This window comes from Bacillus sp. AM1(2019) (assembly GCF_009906915.1).
GTDB lineage: Bacteria > Bacillota > Bacilli > Bacillales > Bacillaceae > Bacillus > Bacillus velezensis.
Window position 1 is genome coordinate 2,340,155 of sequence record NZ_CP047644.1, and the last position, 17,665, is coordinate 2,357,819.

Annotated in this window: 17 protein-coding genes, 1 other RNA gene, 1 pseudogene and 1 riboswitch; of the genes and pseudogenes, 5 read left to right on the forward strand and 14 right to left on the reverse strand. The window is 40.8% G+C overall.

All coding sequences use genetic code 11. The features are described 5' to 3' along the window. Positions 1-65 precede the first annotated feature (65 nt). The gene (locus GNE05_RS11500) at positions 66-1,226 is read left to right on the forward strand and encodes a response regulator aspartate phosphatase (RefSeq protein ID WP_069013027.1); all 1,161 of its coding nucleotides are present in this window, start codon (positions 66-68) and stop codon (positions 1,224-1,226) included. Between the two features lie 163 nt (positions 1,227-1,389). Here GNE05_RS11500 and GNE05_RS11505 read toward each other — a convergent pair whose 3' ends face one another. The 5 genes from GNE05_RS11505 to GNE05_RS11525 form a co-directional block, all read right to left on the reverse strand. Further along, a complete protein-coding gene (locus tag GNE05_RS11505; protein ID WP_160182824.1) occupies positions 1,390-2,640 on the reverse strand; it encodes a Y-family DNA polymerase in 1,251 nt (416 codons plus the stop codon). Continuing rightward, complete coding sequence (locus tag GNE05_RS11510; RefSeq protein ID WP_064778347.1) at positions 2,633-2,965, reverse strand: YolD-like family protein; 333 nt, start codon at positions 2,963-2,965, stop codon at positions 2,633-2,635. The genes GNE05_RS11505 and GNE05_RS11510 overlap by 8 nt, the downstream gene beginning before the upstream one ends. Positions 2,966-3,201: 236 nt before the next feature. Then, positions 3,202-3,975: a sporulation protein YunB gene (yunB, locus tag GNE05_RS11515; protein WP_160182825.1), complete on the reverse strand. Its 774-nt coding sequence runs from the start codon at positions 3,973-3,975 to the stop codon at positions 3,202-3,204. Between the two features lie 115 nt (positions 3,976-4,090). After that, positions 4,091-4,294: a hypothetical protein gene (locus tag GNE05_RS11520; protein ID WP_160182826.1), complete on the reverse strand. Its 204-nt coding sequence runs from the start codon at positions 4,292-4,294 to the stop codon at positions 4,091-4,093. Positions 4,295-4,312: 18 nt separating this feature from the next. After that, entirely contained in the window at positions 4,313-4,654 is a 342-nt protein-coding gene (locus GNE05_RS11525; RefSeq protein ID WP_160182827.1) for a hypothetical protein, read from the reverse strand. Between the two features lie 202 nt (positions 4,655-4,856). On the opposite strand from GNE05_RS11525, the gene GNE05_RS11530 reads away from it, so the two are divergent. Continuing rightward, a complete protein-coding gene (locus GNE05_RS11530; protein ID WP_076982784.1) occupies positions 4,857-4,946 on the forward strand; it encodes a putative holin-like toxin in 90 nt (29 codons plus the stop codon). A gap of 294 nt (positions 4,947-5,240) precedes the next feature. Here GNE05_RS11530 and GNE05_RS11535 read toward each other — a convergent pair whose 3' ends face one another. Together GNE05_RS11535 and GNE05_RS11540 are read right to left on the reverse strand one after the other, a co-directional pair. Then, positions 5,241-5,801, reverse strand: a complete 561-nt coding sequence (locus GNE05_RS11535) for an SMI1/KNR4 family protein (RefSeq protein ID WP_038458787.1) — start codon at positions 5,799-5,801, stop codon at positions 5,241-5,243. Further along, a complete protein-coding gene (locus tag GNE05_RS11540) occupies positions 5,801-7,555 on the reverse strand; it encodes a T7SS effector LXG polymorphic toxin (RefSeq protein WP_160182828.1) in 1,755 nt (584 codons plus the stop codon). The genes GNE05_RS11535 and GNE05_RS11540 overlap by 1 nt, the downstream gene beginning before the upstream one ends. Positions 7,556-7,726: 171 nt before the next feature. Here GNE05_RS11540 and GNE05_RS11545 point away from each other — a divergent pair, with 171 nt between their 5' ends. After that, entirely contained in the window at positions 7,727-8,707 is a 981-nt protein-coding gene (locus tag GNE05_RS11545) for a thermonuclease family protein (RefSeq protein WP_160182829.1), read from the forward strand. 248 nt (positions 8,708-8,955) lie between these two features. Next, positions 8,956-10,497 carry a recombinase family protein gene (locus GNE05_RS11550; protein WP_160182830.1) on the forward strand — a complete coding sequence of 514 codons (1,542 nt, stop codon included), beginning with the start codon at positions 8,956-8,958 and terminating at the stop codon, positions 10,495-10,497. Between the two features lie 19 nt (positions 10,498-10,516). On the opposite strand, the pseudogene GNE05_RS11555 reads toward GNE05_RS11550, so the two are convergent. From GNE05_RS11555 to GNE05_RS11575, 5 genes and pseudogenes are all read right to left on the reverse strand, one after another. Then, a pseudogene (locus GNE05_RS11555) lies at positions 10,517-10,915 on the reverse strand (solute carrier family 23 protein); the annotation flags it as partial. Then, complete coding sequence (gene xpt / locus GNE05_RS11560) at positions 10,912-11,496, reverse strand: xanthine phosphoribosyltransferase (RefSeq protein WP_003153553.1); 585 nt, start codon at positions 11,494-11,496, stop codon at positions 10,912-10,914. The pseudogene GNE05_RS11555 and the gene xpt, both read right to left, overlap by 4 nt. 99 nt (positions 11,497-11,595) lie before the next feature. Next, positions 11,596-11,695: riboswitch (purine riboswitch) on the reverse strand. 133 nt (positions 11,696-11,828) lie between these two features. Then, complete coding sequence (locus GNE05_RS11565) at positions 11,829-13,331, reverse strand: carboxypeptidase M32 (RefSeq protein WP_061862313.1); 1,503 nt, start codon at positions 13,329-13,331, stop codon at positions 11,829-11,831. 110 nt (positions 13,332-13,441) lie between these two features. Further along, complete coding sequence (locus GNE05_RS11570; protein ID WP_014721409.1) at positions 13,442-15,361, reverse strand: ATP-dependent DNA helicase; 1,920 nt, start codon at positions 15,359-15,361, stop codon at positions 13,442-13,444. 103 nt (positions 15,362-15,464) lie between these two features. After that, complete coding sequence (locus GNE05_RS11575) at positions 15,465-15,656, reverse strand: hypothetical protein (protein WP_014418226.1); 192 nt, start codon at positions 15,654-15,656, stop codon at positions 15,465-15,467. A 166-nt stretch (positions 15,657-15,822) separates the two neighbouring features. On the opposite strand from GNE05_RS11575, the gene GNE05_RS11580 reads away from it, so the two are divergent. Next, positions 15,823-15,975 carry a YpzG family protein gene (locus tag GNE05_RS11580; RefSeq protein ID WP_003153548.1) on the forward strand — a complete coding sequence of 51 codons (153 nt, stop codon included), beginning with the start codon at positions 15,823-15,825 and terminating at the stop codon, positions 15,973-15,975. A gap of 40 nt (positions 15,976-16,015) precedes the next feature. Here the strand turns inward: GNE05_RS11580 and GNE05_RS11585 are convergent, their stop codons facing one another. After that, positions 16,016-17,182 (reverse strand): THUMP domain-containing class I SAM-dependent RNA methyltransferase, encoded by a 1,167-nt coding sequence (locus tag GNE05_RS11585; protein WP_014418227.1) that lies wholly within the window; start codon positions 17,180-17,182, stop codon positions 16,016-16,018. Positions 17,183-17,278: 96 nt separating this feature from the next. After that, an RNA gene (gene rnpB / locus GNE05_RS11590) (RNase P RNA component class B) lies at positions 17,279-17,660 on the reverse strand. Between the last annotated feature and the right edge of the window lie 5 nt (positions 17,661-17,665).

Here is a 17,665-nt window from a genome sequence, read left to right on the forward strand (position 1 = left end):
TCCCTTTACATTTCTTTCCTCCAATGCAACTATATAATAAAATGGATTTGAAAGGGGTTTAGGACTTGGAGAACGAAAAGGTCATTCCTTATGATTTAGTAGCAACAAAGATGAATCATTGGTATGTGGCTATTAAAAAGAATTGGGTCGGTAGAGCAGAAGAAATGCGTAAAGAAGTTATGCAGGAAATAAAAATTATGGAAGAAAACCAAGATGTTTTACTATACTACTCCCTACTTGAGTTTAGACATAAGCTAATGTTGGCATATATGTATCCTAACGCTATAAAAAACATTGAGAAAAATTATGGTGAGTTAAAAGCATATGAAGGCCATGAAAACTTAACAGGAATGCTCGAATATTACTATTATTTTTTCATGGGCATGTTCTATTTTAGACAAAAGGAGTTGGCATTCTCCCTTAATCACTATAGACAAGCTGAGAGATATTTGGATTCAATTGAGAGCGAAGATGTTGAAGTTGAAAAAGCTGAATTTTATTTTAAATTGTCAGAAGTGTATTACCACATGAAACAGACTTATTTTTCAATGAATTATGCCATGAGGGCTTACGATATATTTAAAAAGCAACCTGCTATTGACGGGAGCCCTACATACGGGGTACAAAAGGTACGCTGTCAATTCGTCATATTTGGTAATTTATTGGACAGTATGAAGTTTGATGAAGCTTTAAAGCAAGCATACAAAGCGTATCAGGAAGCAGTAGAGCTAAACAAAAGTGAAAAGAATCGTGGACATTTGATGCGTTCAGCACTGTTTAATATTGGATTATGTTATAATCAAATGGAAGAACTTGATAAAGCATTTTTTCACTTTAATAAGTCACTTCAAATCATTGAGCCGGAAAATCATGATTACGCTGCTAAAACATTATTTGTTATCTCCTTCTTAAAGGGAAGGCAAAATGACATTGAAAACGCAAAAAAATTTTATGAACAGGCCAAACAGTTGGCTGAACGGCATAACAATGAAATGGTACTTGAAAAGTTAAAAATGGTTAAAGGACTTTTCTTGGACTATGATTTAGACTTAGTTAGGAAAACATTCGAGTTCTTCAAAGAAAGAAGTATATACCCTGACATGGAAAGCTATGGTGTCTCTGTAGCAGATTTTCTCACTGGAAAACAGGATGCTTGGGGTGCAGTTGAATTTTATCGTTTGGCAAATGAAGCAAGAAGACAAATCAAAAGGGGAGAAGCAATATGAAAACTAAACTATTTATCTGTGCAGTTCTATTATTCGGCGTTGCCGGAACAGTGGGTGCTTCCTATCTCCAACAACAAAATGATACGTTCAAGGTTGCTGAAAGAGCCGAAACGTAAAAAACTAATGACTTTGTAAGGAGAACAGAGGGAGTTGCTCTCTGTTCTCATGATTTATGTCCACCCGTCAAACCTGCTCTATGCAAAGCTGTGCCTCCAGGTGTATAAGAAACAGCTCGTAAGATCGCTTTAGATCCGTATTTGTTTCTTATCCCGTCCATAACAAATCCAAGCTTTCTTCTCTTCTCATTATCTTTTTCAAACAGGCTCAATTGTTGATTCACATCGTCTTCAATATTAGATAAAGTAACTGAAATGCTTCTCACTGTTTTTCCTGTATAGAACTTATCAAACAATATCAAGCAATATCGATAAATATCCATTGTGATATTTGTAGGTAAATCAATTGTTTTAGCTCTATGAAAGCCACCGCCGAACTCATCTTTACTGTAACCGATTCCTAAGCTGATCGTACGCCCTACTTTATTATGTGTTCGTGCTCTTCGTGCAACCTCTTCACAAATCTCCAAGAGAACTGCCTTGATATCCTCTTTCTTCGTATAGTCTCTAAGTAAGATCTGACTTTTCCCGTAGCTTATTTGCCCTTGCATCAAAGGAGCTCCAATTTCAGAAAGGTCGATTCCATGTGCATGATAATAAAGCTGATTTCCCATAATGCCGAAGCGCTTTTCAAGCAGCTCTAATGGATATTTAGCTAATTGGCCAACAGTTGAAATCCCCATCCGGTTTAAATTCCTCTCCATCCTCCCTCCTATTCCCCACATTTCAGATAACGGATGAACACTCCAGAGCTTATTTGGAACATCTTCGTACCTCCATCGTGCGATCCCAGTCTTTGTTTTCTTGCTCTCTAAATCAAGGGCTAATTTACTCAGCAGCATATTGTCACCAATACCAACAGTACAAACTAAGCCAAACTCTCTCTTCATACTGCTCTGAATTGCCTCTGCCATGACTTCAGGATTTTCTTTTCCTGCATCTAAAAAAGATTCATCAATTGAGTACGTGTGTACACATGTTTCAGGAACGAACCTGTAAAACAATTTAGTGATTTCAGTTGAAACTCTGATGAAAAGTTTCATTTGCGGATTAACTATGTGAATTCTCGGATCATCTGGAATCTCAAATAACCGGGAGCCAGTCTTAATTCCATAATCTTTTTTAAGTGCAGGAGACGCTGCTAAGACAACACTTCCCTGTCTATCCGTGTTTCCGACTACAGCGAGATAGCATGTCATTGGATTCAATCCCATTGTTACAGCTGAAACCGAAGCATAAAAGGATTTCATATCTACACAAAGTATATTTTTACGTGGAAACTGTGAGTAATCAATCATTGTAAGCAACTCCTATGATGTCATTCATGGTGATGTATACGGTTTGATCGTGATGATCTTTTACATGTAATTTGTGTTGTTCGTAATTTAGATATTGAACTGTACCGATTAAATCCTCGGCAACTCCTTCTTTAAAGAGCTTAAACTTTAGTTCTTTATTCAGTGCCATTGCTTCAGAAACCAAGATGTCAATCTCCTCAATTTGTTGTTCATCTAAAGATGGCTTCTCCATTTTCGAAACATCCAACAAGTCCTGTTTTAGTTGCGTTAAATGTTCTGGAAGCATCATGGAAGTCCATTTGATTGCTCCTCGATCTCTAAGCATTTTGAATCACTCCTTTATCGATCTAATATTAACAGAACAAACGTTCTTTATTCAATATAAATAAGAACAATAGTTCGATGCAATTGTTGGAAATGACTATTCAGCAAGCAATCACTAAGCTTTATGAGTTGCTCTAGTCGAGACATTGAATTCTCTCCAATAGGCATGGGAGCGAAAAGAAATCCGCAGAAAAAAGTAAACACACAGCCGCATTATTTTCTGGCAGCTGTGTGTCTTTATTTGTCTTTATCGGCTCCGGATTTCTCTTGTTTTTCATTCGGTAGCTGAATGGAAGGCGTCACACCTGACCCGCCGCTTCCGTTATAAAACTGCGGCACCTCTCCTTGAATCGCTTTAATGGAGACCGGAATATTATTTGTCACGACTGATGTTTTACTGGCAAACGGGATAATAACCTTTACCTTAATTTCCACAAAAATACTGATATCGATCAGGGCATTGTTAATGCCGTACGGCTTTATTTTTGTTTTCACATCAGTTAACGCATCACCGATCAGGTTAAAGCGCACGGGGATTTTCGGCCCAAGATTTCCAAGAATGCTGTTTCCCGTGACCTGCCCTAAAGGGATGTTAATCATAATTTCATCGGCCGTTTTCGCGCCTTTCTCCGTTTCATGCTGCTTATTGTTCGACTCCGCTTCCTTCAAATGAGCCTGAAGCTGCTTTGTCACTTTCGCCTTCATGCTGTTGACCATTTGTGTATTAAAATCCATCGTTGTGACTTTTCCGTTTTCATCCGTTTTCATATCGACCATATCTTTCACATTGTCGCTGTGAGACATGTATTCTTCAATGGATTCCGTAATGACCTCTGTCGCCACCCGTTTGGTTTCCATTTCTCCTATGTTCATCAGCACCGGTTTGATTGAGGAGTTGATCATCCAAAGGCTGATGACCGTCGATATGATAAAAAAAGCAAACGACAGAAGCAGCACATATCGAAAAGGCAAAGGCCCTCTCTTGCGAAGAGCTCTCCGGTATCTAGGCAAGAAAAATCCCCCCTTACATATCACAATGTATGCTTGTAAGGGGGGACATAGTAATTTATTTTCACGGCATGAAGCATTGTTTTCCTTTCGGATCACGCAAATGAAGGGCTGTTTTTTATAGCCTGCTTATTTTCGTTTTTCTAATCCTTTTTCTTTTTATATCTTCATTAGATATTTTTGTTTGCATCTCCATAACACTTAATTGGCTTTTTAATATCTTAATGTCTTGTTTATTGAGCACTGGTGGAACATTTATTTCTGCCCTTTTGCCACTTGTTAATGAAAACTTTAAAACCTGTTTAGCTAAAGTAAATTCCAACGCCAGATTCTCCTTTAGTCATGCTCTGCTTATTTTGGTCTTTCTGATCCTTTTTCTTTTTATACTTTCTTTTGAAATTCCAATATAAATTTGATGTGAATTTTCCATTTCATTGCTTAGCTCTTTTTTGTTTTTTTCAATCATAGGAATTCTTGTATTTACAATCTTAGATAGTTCCTGGTTAAATCGTTTCATCAGTTTAGCTTGGTCTTTAAGATTTACGGCAATGTCAGTATATAGTTCTATTTCATTCGGATTTACCCCATCAATGACAGCTTTAGCATAACTCCTAGCAGCTTCATGTGGGTCTGCATATGTAATGCTTGAGCCATTATGAATTAGCAAAATTTCTTTCTTCATGATAAATTTCCTCTCTTGTTGAAAATCTTAATATATCTTATAACACAAATTCCAAAAAGAAAAGTACTACATTATAACTTGTCTATTGGCAATAAGGCTCCGATAATCACAGACATATATTTGGAATTAGTGTATAATGATTCCTGTACATTAAAGCATGCTCACTCAAGGGAGTCTTGCTCATCCCCTACGAAAGGGGGTGATGCTTATGTCAACATTTCAGGCATTAATGTTAATGCTTGCATTCGGGTCGTTTATAATCGCCCTGTTGACGTATATAAATAAAAAATAGACCTCCCTTGAGCCTGGAAACCTGAAGGGTTAGGTCTATCATGAACAACTGCTGAGCAAGCCCTTTGATGGGCAGCTTTTTGTACAGAGCCGGGGTGCTACCAACACCCTGGTCTTTTTATTTTATGCATTTCCACAAATCAAATGCAAAAAATAATTATATAACTGTATCATCTACACTAATTATAACCACATAAAAATGGTATTTGCAATACTATTGCTTTATGGATTAAACCACTTTCACTTAGCCTAAGGACACTTATGCTGCTACATCATGCAATTGCAATACTTTTGCTTAACTGTTTAATAAATCATCATCTAGCTCAATAGATAAAATACCATCGTCTTCATCGTCCTCATCTGTTGTCTCTTCAATAAACAGACTTTGAATGAAGTCAGAGAAAGAATTTGCGACCAAAAATGTGTCTTTTATTCCATTTGTCAATTCATGATCCCAAAAATAAACTTTTCCTGTTGCTTCTCCTTTCACACCAAGACAAATTTGATCTCCTCCGTCACCATCAGCAATCGGTATAATCCAGTCCGGCATTTGTTCTGAAAGATCCTCTTTTAATTTGATAATATTAGCATCATTGTTATTAAGACCGTAGAAATATCCCAACCGGAGATTACCGTTATCTGCTAGTGGATTGTCCTCTAAAACAGGGAAAAACACATTATCTTCCTCTATCCAGCATTCCCCGTATAAATTGAGAAACTCTTTATATTCATCTGTTATGTCGAAAGAATTTTCGTCCTCAAACTTTTTAAGGACTTGATGAGAATTTATGTTCTTATCAAGTCTTATATCTAAATAAAATTCACTCATTTTTTTCTTGATTGCCTGTATACCCATTAAAATCCTCCTCTTAAATCAGATGCCGAACCTACGTGAGGTATATTACCATGTAAATCCATAGGGATTAATTGGATGGTGTTATTGTCTAAATGATGCGGTGTTAATCTAACTATTTCTTTCAGCCATTTTTCAGCTTCTTTTTGGGTTTTAAAGCCTTTCATTTTTTGAATACGTTTATAAACTGCTGGGAAATCCTTTTTAGTACCTTTCAGTTCTCCTGATTTAAACTTAATCGTCCCTTTGCTCCATGGTGTAAAAATCGGTCTGCCATCTATAAAAGTGACGGGCTCTCCTTTAGTAACTGCATTAACGTCAGGTCTATCTGAGTGCCATTTACCGTTACCAGGAGTCCCTTCCCATCTCCCATGATTTCTAGGCAACCTTGTTCTAGGATTGGCGGACTTTATTAACTGAAGCAGACGATCCTTTAAATTCTCACCGTTAACTACATTATAAGGAACTCCTCCAGCTGGAACAACATCGTAACGTGGATTATAAGGCAATAAATCAGCAATTGAGACATCTTTCAGTTTTTGGCCTGCTTTACTGACTTTAGAGGTGACTTTTCCTGCTACGTCAGCTTTTGTAAGAGAACCGGCTCCCTTTGTGCCTACTACAGAGGTAACTACCGTACCTATCGCATATGTCACCCATCTTGATCTGGAGTAAGCATCTCCGTTCACCATATCTTTTTGATACGATTCCTCAGTAGCTGTTGAAATGGCATTATACGTGTTAATTGGATGACCAACTGCCCCTATGATACCTTCAACAACTTCATCAGGCTTACTGATCAGCTGCCATAAACCGGTTACCGTGTCTTTCCCGACATCATATAAACCAACGCCAGCTCCTTTCAAAATATCCCAAGTCACTTCTCCGGCTTCTTCCAGCTGTTTTGCTTGTTCAAGCTGAATGACATATTGCTGCTGGGAAGGTTCAAGGTTCTCGTAACCGATCTTCTTCGCAATCTCTAAGTATTCATCCGGATCAGTTACTCCATCGGCGAGCTTTTTCTTCAAATCCTTGATTTCCCGCTCTTTCGCTTCTTCCTTCTTAAACGTTAAATATGTGTCTGAGTGTCTTGCAATCTCGCCTTTTTTCTTATGTATGTCACTTTCTCTGTACGCCTTGGCGTTATAGTGAAGTGGTGTTGCATTTTTTCCCTTACCCGTGGCATTTTGGAGCTGTTGAAAATCTGCCTGAATGAAATGTTCATTTGCCTCGGTTTCTGCGTATTCTTTCGTTAGACCGTGATCGAGCTTTCCGAGCTTGTGTATGGTATTGTCCCGTTTCTTGTCTGCTGAATCCAGCTTTTGATCGACATCCTCTGTAGAGAAAACATCAAGATGAACAATATCACTTATCTCATTAAGAATATCCCTCATTTCATTCCGCTGCTCTTGCATGATGGCTTTTGACTTATTCTTCGCATGAATCAACTCATGTTCTAAAAATGACTCTTCCACAAACGAATCGACCAATCCGGCATCAGCTACTTTTCCTGAAATACTGTTAAGAAACGCAATTTTCATATCGATCAGATCAAGCCAGCTGTCTGTGACACCGGCGTGATCTTGAAAGAATGCTTTAATGTTGTCTGCGCCTTTGCCTGAAAACTCACTGTCGTCTAAGTCAGCCATTCCCTGAAACGCTTTTCTGAGATTGATAAATTGTTCTCTAACCTGATCATATTCTTTTGCTCGTTTCTCCGCTGCTGAGATTAACGAGGATGCTTCAAATACTTTCATATCTGTCTCCTTTCCACTTAATCTTATCTAAATTTTACCATAGTTTTAGGTTCTTCGATTTTCAAAATCAGATGTTTACCTAAAATTAAATTTACAATCTTTGGTTTTATAATTATAATTAGGAAGGTTTGTCCGATATAGAGACAGAACAAACAATTTGGGGGAATTACATTGAAGAAATGGTTATTAGGTATTGGCGCATTATCTCTAAGCTTTTCTTTGGCTGCGTGTGGATCTGATTCTGCTTCTACAGATAAAATAGATTCAGATAAAGCTAAAACAACGCAGCAAGAAGAAAAGGATGCAAAAGAGACAAAGGCAGACACGCAATCAAACGACAAAAGCAATAATGACAACAATGAAAAAGCCGAAAATGCTTCAAAGAAGGATTCATCGAATAAAAAGCCATCTGACAGTAAGAAAAAGCTAGTCGATGTAACACTTAACAGAACGGTTGATGGAGACACGATTAAAGTTAACTATAAAGGCGAAGTCAAAACAGTTCGTTATTTGCTTGTTGACACACCTGAGACTAAAAAGCCAAACTCTTGTGTGCAACCATATGGTGAGGATGCTTCAGCAAGAAACAAACAGCTGGTTAACAAGGGAAAACTTCAACTGGAGTTTGATAAAGGAGATCGTACAGACAAGTATGGCAGAATGCTGGCTTACGTTTATGCAGATGGCAAATCAGTACAAGAAACACTGCTTAAAGAAGGATTAGCACGAGTAGCTTATGTATATGAGCCAAACACGAAGTATTTAGACACGTATAAGAAAGATGAGCAAGCTGCGAAAGATAAAGACTTGAAGATTTGGAGTAAGAATGGGTATGTGACTGATAAAGGATTTAATGGCTGCGCAACGAAACCGAAGAAATCAGTAAGTGTATCTAAGCCGGCTCAAAAGTCAGTTACAACACACCAATCCGAGACACATAAATCGAACCCTAGCAATTCAAATTCAAGCAGTTCAGCATCAAGTAGCTCTTCTAACTCTACACAAGCCTCCCCTTCTACTGGAGGAACAGAACACTTTGCAAACTGCACAGAGCTGAGAAAGAAATATCCGCATGGTGTACCAAGCACTCACCCTGCTTATACATCTAAGATGGATCGCGATAATGACAACTTTGCATGTGAGAAGAATTAATCAATTTGAAGCCCTCTGAGGCTTCTTTTTTCATTTGGGTATATTCAATCTAAACAAAAAACCACAGAGCGTGCGAGGGACTCTGTGGTCTATAGTGGCTGATTAAACCCCTATGATACATCAATTAGGATACTTTAATTTAGATGAATAAGCAAGTTGATCTAAAATGTTTCGTTAAAATGAGGATTTTATAAAGAAATTCCAATACGCATGATATAATCTAACTACACTTACAATAAGAAGAAAGGATGAAATACTTGGCGTTACACGAAAATTCAAGAATAGCAGTTTATTCAAGAAAATCCAGAGAAGACAGAGATTCAGAAGATACGCTCGCCAAACATAGAAATGAGCTAGAATATCTCATAAAAAGAGAGAACTTTAAAAATGTTCAGTGGTTTGAGGAAGTTGTCTCAGGTGAGACTATTGATGAACGACCAATGTTCTCAATGTTGTTGCCCAGAATTGAAAATGGCGAGTTTGACGCAGTTTGTGCTGTAGCAATGGACAGACTCTCTAGAGGGTCACAAATTGATTCCGGACGTATACTTGAAGCATTTAAGCAAAGTGGGACATTGTTTATTACACCAAAAAAAACCTATGATTTATCAATCGAAGGCGACGAAATGCTTTCTGAGTTTGAATCAATAATTGCTCGAAGTGAATATAGAGCAATAAAACGGAGAACGATTAACGGAAAGAAAAATGCCACAAGAGAAGGCAGACTGCATTCAGGGTCAGTTCCATACGGTTATAAGTGGGACAAGAATCTCAAAGCTGCAGTAGTTGTTGAGGAAAAGAAAAAAATCTATAGAATGATGATTAAATGGTTCTTAGAAGAGGAATATTCTTGCACAGTAATTGCTGAGATGTTAAACGAACTGAAAGTCCCTTCCCCATCCGGCCGTTCCATTTGGTACGGAGAAGTTGTTTCTGAGATTCTGTCCAACGATTTTCATAGGGGTTATGTATGGTTTGGTAAATACAAGAAAAGCAAAAGCAACAACAGTATTGTTCAAAATAAAAATCTAGATGAAGTATTAATTGCAAAAGGTCATCATGAAACCATGAAAACCGATGAAGAACATGCCCTAATCCTGAATAGAATAGAAAAACTTAGAACATATAAAGTGGCTGGAAGACGTTTAAATATGAATACCCACAGGCTTTCTGGTATTGTTAGATGTCCTTATTGTCATAAAGCACAAGCTATAGAACAACCCAAAGGCAGAAGAAAACACGTTAGAAAGTGTTTACGAAAATCTGCTGAAAGAACAAAAGAATGCGAAGAAACAAAAGGAATTCATGAAGAAGTACTGTTCCAGTCAATTATGAAGGAAATAAAAAAATACAATGAATCTCTCTTCTCCCCCACTGAGCAAGATGTTAACGATGACTCTTACACAACTCAGCTTATTGGTTTAAGAGAGAAAGCTGTTAAAAAGGCAAAAGGAAGAATAGAACGCATAAAAGAAATGTACTTAGATGGAGACATCAGTAAAACAGAGTACAAAGAAAAGCTGAAAATTTCACAAGAAACACTTCAAAAAGCTGAAAATGACTTAGCAGAATTAATTGCATCTACTGAGTTTCAAAATGCTCTTAGCGCTGAGACAAAAAAAGAAAAATGGAGCCATCATAAAGTGCAGGAAATGATTGAGTCTACTGACGGGATGTCTAACTCTGAAATAAACTTAATACTAAAGATGCTCATTAGTCATGTAACGTATACGGTCGAGGATTTGGGAGATGGTACGAAGAATTTGAATATCAAGGTGTACTATAACTAGGTTTATGTCGTACTCGATCAATAATCGTCACGACAGATCCGGTTACGACAGGCGGGAAAAACGATACGAGCTTACCGAAGAAAAACGACAGCAGAATGACAAGCAGACCCGATGCCAAAATGCTTCCGTAAATGGCTGAAATCCCGTACTCCTTACCGATGGAAATAATCGGCGCTACCGCGGTGAACGTACAGCCGAGCACAACGGGCAAGCCGATACCGAAAAATTTATTTCTCCATACTTGAAGCAGCGTAGCCGCCCCGCACATAAAAATATCAATTGATACGAGATATGTCAGCTGTTCTGCGTTCAGTCCCAATGCCGCTCCTACAATTAAAGGAACGACGACGGCGCCGGCATACATGGCAAGCACATGCTGGATACCGAGGGAAAGTGTTTTGGCATAGCCGTTTTTCATGAACGGACCTCCTGTACAAATGTCACTTTTCCGTCTTCAAGCGATTGAATTCTCGCCAGTGATTCGACCCGGCATCCTTTTTTCACCAGCTCATCTCTTCCCGGCTGAAATGACTTTTCAATGACGATTCCGATCCCGCAAACCGCTGCGCCTGCTTGTTTTACGATGGATAAAAGTCCTTCTGCCGCCTGTCCGTTCGCTAAAAAGTCGTCAATGATTAACACGCGGTCTTCTTTCGACAGATGATTTCCGGAGATTGCAATCTGACTTTCTGTTTTTTTCGTGAAAGAATAGACGGATGCCGTCAGCAGATCATCCGTTAATGTGAGAGACTTCCTTTTTCTCGCAAAGATGACGGGAACGCCGAGTTCAAGGCCGGCCATCACCGCAGGGGCAATGCCCGAAGATTCAATTGTGACGATTTTGGTTATCTCGTCTTTTTCAAAACGGCGCGCAAATTCCCGGCCGATCTGCTGCATGAGAACCGGATCAATTTGATGGTTTAAAAAAGAATCCACTTTCAGCACTTGATCAGAAAGAACAATTCCGTCTTCTGCTATTTTTCGTTTTAATGCTTCCACAATGATTACCCCCGCTTATAAAAAATAAAAAAAGCATTGCCCGCTCTCCAAAAAAAGAGCAAGCAATGCCGAATGATCTACACGCAACGGCCGAATAAAGCCGTTCCATTGCTCACTCATAGTCGGACATTTACGGTGACCGGTAGAAACTTGCGTGCCATATCCACGCGATTATATGAGTGTTCGTATGATATTAATCAAATTATAACAAGATACACTTCTTTTGCATAGTGAAATTTGAATATTTCCGAACTTTTACAAAGAATTGGTTTTCGATTATTCGTCTTTTTAGAATTTTTAGAAAAACACCCGGTGTATACCGGGCGTTTCGTTTATAAATATAAATTTGAATATTTGCCGACGAGATACTCAATGAGATATTGAACGTTCAGCTCTTCTCCCGTTGCATCTTTTATGATGTCAAGCGGCATTTTGCGTCTTCCGTGCTGATGAACCTTTTCTGTCAGCCATTGTTTGATCGGCTCAAAGTCGCCCCGTTCTATTAATTGATCAAATTCAGGCAGATCGTCAAGCATGGTATGCTTCAGCTGTGCCGCATACATATATCCTAGCGCATAGGAAGGGAAATAGCCGAAATCGCCGCCCGCCCAATGTACGTCCTGCAAAATGCCTTTTGCGTCAGATGGCGGTGTAATGCCTAAATAATCATGATATTTTTGATTCCACAATGCAGGCAGTTCTTCCACTGTCACTTCATTACTGAAGATCGCTTTTTCAATTTCATAACGGATAATAATATGAAGCGGATATGTCAGCTCATCGGCTTCAATTCGGATAAAGGTCGGTTTCGCCTCGTTGACAGCGCGTACAAAATCTTCTCTTTTCACATCTTGAAATTGATCAGGCGAAGCCTCAACCATTTTTTCATAATAGGCGGTCCAGAAATGTTGATTTCTGGCGATAAAGTTTTCATAAAATAACGATTGGGATTCATGAATTCCCATGGATGCACCGTCAGATAAGTTCGTTCCGCTCAGTGCTTCGTCAATATTCTGCTCGTAGATCGCATGCCCGCATTCATGAATCGTTCCGAAAATTGCCGTACGGAAATCGTTTTCGTCATATCTGGTCGTCACCCGTACATCGCCCCGGTTGATTGTCGTCGCAAACGGATGCACCGTCTCGTCCAGGCGGCCGCCGTCAAAATCATACCCGAACTCTTTTAAGAAATACAAGGAGAGGTCTCTTTGTTGTTCTTTCGGAAACGTTTTCGTTATAAAGGAAGTGTCCGGTTTATTGCCGGATTCCGTCACTTTTTTGATAAGCGGAATGATCGCTTCCTTCAATTCAGAAAACAGCTGATCCAGCACCTTTACCGTAACACCCGGTTCGAAAATATCGAGCAATGCGTTGTACGGATGATCTTCATAGCCCCAATACGAAATAAACCGCTTATTAAAATCAATCAGCTTCTCAAGGTACGGAGCAAACATAGAGAAATCAGAGGCAGCCTTTGCATCCTCCCAAGCCGTTTCAGCTTTCGATGTTAAAATGACATATTCTTTATACTCATCTTCAGGAATTTTTTTATTATGATCATAATCTTTTTTCGCAAGTTCCGCCGCTTTCACTGTATCTTCAGGCAGCTCTTCTGCATGCGCGAGAAGGATGTCGATCAGCTCTTTCATCCGGTCGGATGTCTGGATTTGAAAAACGTCAGCCGAAAGCTGTCCGATGCTTTCCGCCCGGTCATCAGAGCCTTTTTTCGGGGCTCCCGTTCTTAAGTCCCAATGCATAAGCGCAATGGCTTCGACATAGTGGGATACTCTTTTTAACAGATCAAAAAACTCTTTTTCATATGTATGTAAATCCATATCCGTTCCCCTCCCTTTTCACTATCAATTACAGGCTAATGGAATGCCGTGATAAAGTCAACTTCCCGGATTTAAAAAAGCCGCAGGAGAGAATCCTGCAGCTTTTGTTTTTATACGATTTTCGGTGTAACAGGCAAGATCTTTTTGACTTCGGCCAAGACTCGTTCACTTTCTCCGCCCGCATAAATGGATATGGTTCCGCTGTCCTGATTAGAACGGATGAGGCGGCCGATTCCCTGCCGGACTCTCAAGAGCATGTATGGCAGATCAACTTCCTCAAACGGATCTTTTTTCGCTCCGTTCCGCTTTGCGGTAAACACCGGATCATGAGGCGGATACGGCAATGCCCAAATGGTCACATTCCGGAGCGAGTCACCGGGAATGTCAAGACCTTCCCATAAGTGGACGGAACAAAGCACGGATTCTTCATCCCGCTGGAACTTTTCGACCAGACTGCTGATCTCTTCGTCACCTTCGTAGTATATCGGATACGGCAGCTCCCACGCGGCAGCCTGTTCTTTAAATTCTTTCATGTCTTCAAAGGAAGGGAAAAGAACGAGGGTGCGTCCTTCATTCTCCTTAATGGTTTCAATCGTTTCGGCTGTTTTCTGCTCAGACGTCATGTCACCGTGAAGCGCAACAGACATTTGCTCCTCGTAATCGTACGGAGATTCAACGGTGAATGATAAAGGATCACGGATTCCGAGGCTGTCAGCGATATAATCAAATGAACCGCCCTCAGAAAGAGTGGCCGATGAGAAGATATAAGGAATCTTTTTAGAAAAGACCTTTTCTCCCAGCACTTCGGCTACAGTTCTCGGCATAACGACAAACGTTGAGTCTGTATCCCGCGTTTCAAGCCAGCTGATGGCATCCTTCTGATACAGCGACAGCGAATATGCCATTTGTTCGACGTATTCTTCTACAACTGACAGCTCGTACTTATCAATCGTATACATTTCCGATTCAAATACGAGCGCCTCGCCGATTTTATCGAGCAGACGGCACAGTTCGTCAGCCGCACGCTTAACGCGCTGGTCGTTTTGGATGTCCAATCGGTGAGAGCCGGCGATTTCCTTCGATTCCTCTGACAGCACATAGAAAAACTCATCGTTTGCGGCAAGGGCATCTTCAATCAGTTCGGCGAATTCCTCTCTGATGTCATTTTGAAGCAGACGCTCTAAAAACAGCTCGAGCGTCGACTGCTTCACGCGATAGGTTAACGCTTTTTGCGCGGCGAATTCCAGCAGATGTCCTTCATCAAACACGACGGCGCTGTGATCCGGCAAAAGCGGCAGCTGTCCTTCCCTTTTACGTGATTCTTCCGTCCATACATGCTCCATGTAGAAATCATGGGAGCAAACAATCAGATCCGTTGATTTTCTGTAATGATCTCTTGAAAGTGTTAAACCGCATCTATGTCTCATATCACAAGTTAAACAATCTTGGAAGGAATCATAGCTGACGCCTGCCCACTCTTCATTCGTCAAATCAGCGTACTGTTTGCGGTCGCCGTACGGATAAAAGCGCTGCATCGCTTGTGATTCGTGTACGAATGAAGGCAGCGACTCATAAAGATCCAGCCACTTTTCATCATCAGAACGCTGCATTGTTTTCTCAAGCTTTTTCAGACACAGATACTGCTCATGGGATTTGGACAGCCGTGTATCAATCTGCAGATCCAAATGTTCTGTCAGCTTGGAAATGTCGCCTTCTTTTTTGACAAGCTGTTCAATTAACGTTTCATCGGCGCATGCGATAATGGCCGGTTTACCCGTATATCTGGCATAGCTGATGGCAAACAGCAGATACACCAGCGTTTTCCCCGTACCGACTCCTGCCTCAGCGAACATGACCTTTTTCTCTTTAAATGCCCGTTCAAGCTGAAACGCCATAAATACCTGCTCATCCCGAAGGTCAAAGCCTTTCTCGGGAAGGATATCGTAAAACACGTCACCAATCCAATTGTTCAATTCTTCGTAAAAATTCTTTTCTTTTGTTAAAGCAAAAGGCAAACGTGATGTTGTCACCCAACTCCAACCCCTAACTATTCGGCATTCAGACCATCTATAATATCATTTAACCCTTTTCAATACAACAAAAAAACTTGGCCTCGCCAAGTTTTTGTCATGATCATTTCCGGTTAATGATATGTGTACATAGGAACGGATGGTCTGTTGAATGTGTATGTTTTACCGCATTTTCAAGTTCTTCCTGTGCGTGTGTCACAGCGGAAGGACCGAACTCCGCTCCAGCTTCCTCCAGCCGGAAAGCAGTTGCGTCTAACGCCTTTTGTATTTTACTGAAGTGCTCGCTGTTCAGCATAAAATAAGATCACCTCTCAAATAGAAATAATCATCATTCTATGCCGATGCTTCACTTTCTATACATGCCATTCTGAATGATCCGCACCTGACCTGCACAAACTACAACAGATATTCGATCGAATATCCATCTTGACAAATTTATTCTACCCGGGAGTGATGGTTACATGAGTTATAAAGATCGATTAGATCAGCATTCTGAATTGTTTCATCACAATTGGACGCGGCCGAAACGCTCTAAATCACAAGTGAACGGCCACACCGAAATGTCCCAGACCAACATTATTTTACGGAGCAACGCAAAAGCGCACCGCTGGTAATGGCAGAATAAAACGTAAAGATGCCGGAGAAGACGCTGTTTCAGGCGTCTTCTCTTTGTTGCGGCTTTTTCCGCTGCGGCCGCACTTTAGCCCAGTACTGATAATAATCCGTTTTGATAAAACCGTTAAAGAGCTTCCGTTTTTTGGTTGCTTTTCTCCCGTAGGCCTCTTCAAATTGTTCATTTGACGTTAACATGTAGACAGACCATGTATCAAGAAATTCAAATGCCCGGCCCATTTCTTTATACATCTGCTCGACTTCTCTTTTTTCGCCGAGACGTTCGCCGTACGGAGGGTTTCCGACGATTACGCCGAATTCGAGTTTTGTCGTAAAATCCTGCACCCGCATTTGCTTGCATTCGATCAGGTCACCAAGTCCCGCTTCTTCTGCGTTTTCTTTGGCGATGTTTACCATCCGGTGATCCACATCACTGGCAAAAATCTGCAGCGGCTGATCATAGTTCGCCTTTTCCTCCACTTCAAGACGCGCCTTGTCCCACAGTTCTTTTCCGATCCATTCCCAGTCTTCTGAAACAAAATCACGGTTAAAACCGGGAGCAATGTTTTGTCCGATTAAAGCGGCTTCAATGGCGATCGTGCCGGAACCGCAGAACGGATCGACGAACGGACGGTCGGGTGTCCAGTTGGTTAACTGAATTAACGCGGCAGCGAGCGTCTCTTTAATCGGAGCTCCTCCCTGATCAACCCTGTATCCCCGTTTGTGAAGGCCTGTTCCTGATGAATCCAGTGTAAGTACGGCTTTATCTTTTAAAAGGGAAATCTCCACCTTATACTCGGGTCCCGTTTCTTCAATCCATTCATTTTGTTTTCCTGATTGCAGTTTCAGCTTTTCCGCTATCGCCTTTTTGACGATCCGCTGGCAGTCAGGCACACTGGCAAGCACTGATTTCACGGATTTTCCGATAACGGGGAACTTGGCGTTTTCCGGAATGTACGCGCGCCAGTCAATCGCTTTTGTTTTTTCAAACAGCTCATCAAACGTTTTCGCCTGAAACTCGGCGACCTGTACCTTGATGCGGTCAGCCGTCCGCAGCCATAAGTTAGCGCGGCAGATCGCAAGCGCATCTCCTTCAAAGATGACTTTTCCGTTGTCTACTTTGCATTCATAACCTAAATCACGCACTTCTTTGGCGACGATCGCTTCGATTCCCATCGGCGCCGTCGCTATTAGTGTGTACTTCTTCATCGTATCACCCTGTCTCTTTTAAGCTTTCGTTTCATTCAAGATAAAAGCTCCCCTTTAAAGGAGAGCTCTAATTTGTCATATCAATAATGTTTAACGTTCTGTAAGCCATGTTTTGTTCCGTCGTACTGCAATCGGCTCATCACCTCGTACTCAGGCGGCAATCATCTATCTACAGAAAGTATTCTGTCCTTCTATCTGTTCAGTTCCTTCAAGAAGGTTCCCCTACCAAAATTTGGGTTTCTCGCTCGAGGGGTTTACCGCGTTCCACTCTCACCATTTCTGATGAGACTTCGTCACTGTGGCACTTTCAAGGATACTCAGCCATATCCGGAGACGTAGGCTTTTTTCCTGCCGTCAGCCTATCAAGGCTGCCCTAGCTTATTTCTTCGCTAGGCACGAACACTACGGGCATCTCAGCACCGTGCGAGCATGGACTTTCCTCTACAGATTCAAAGATCTGCAGCGATTACCCGAACGTTAAGA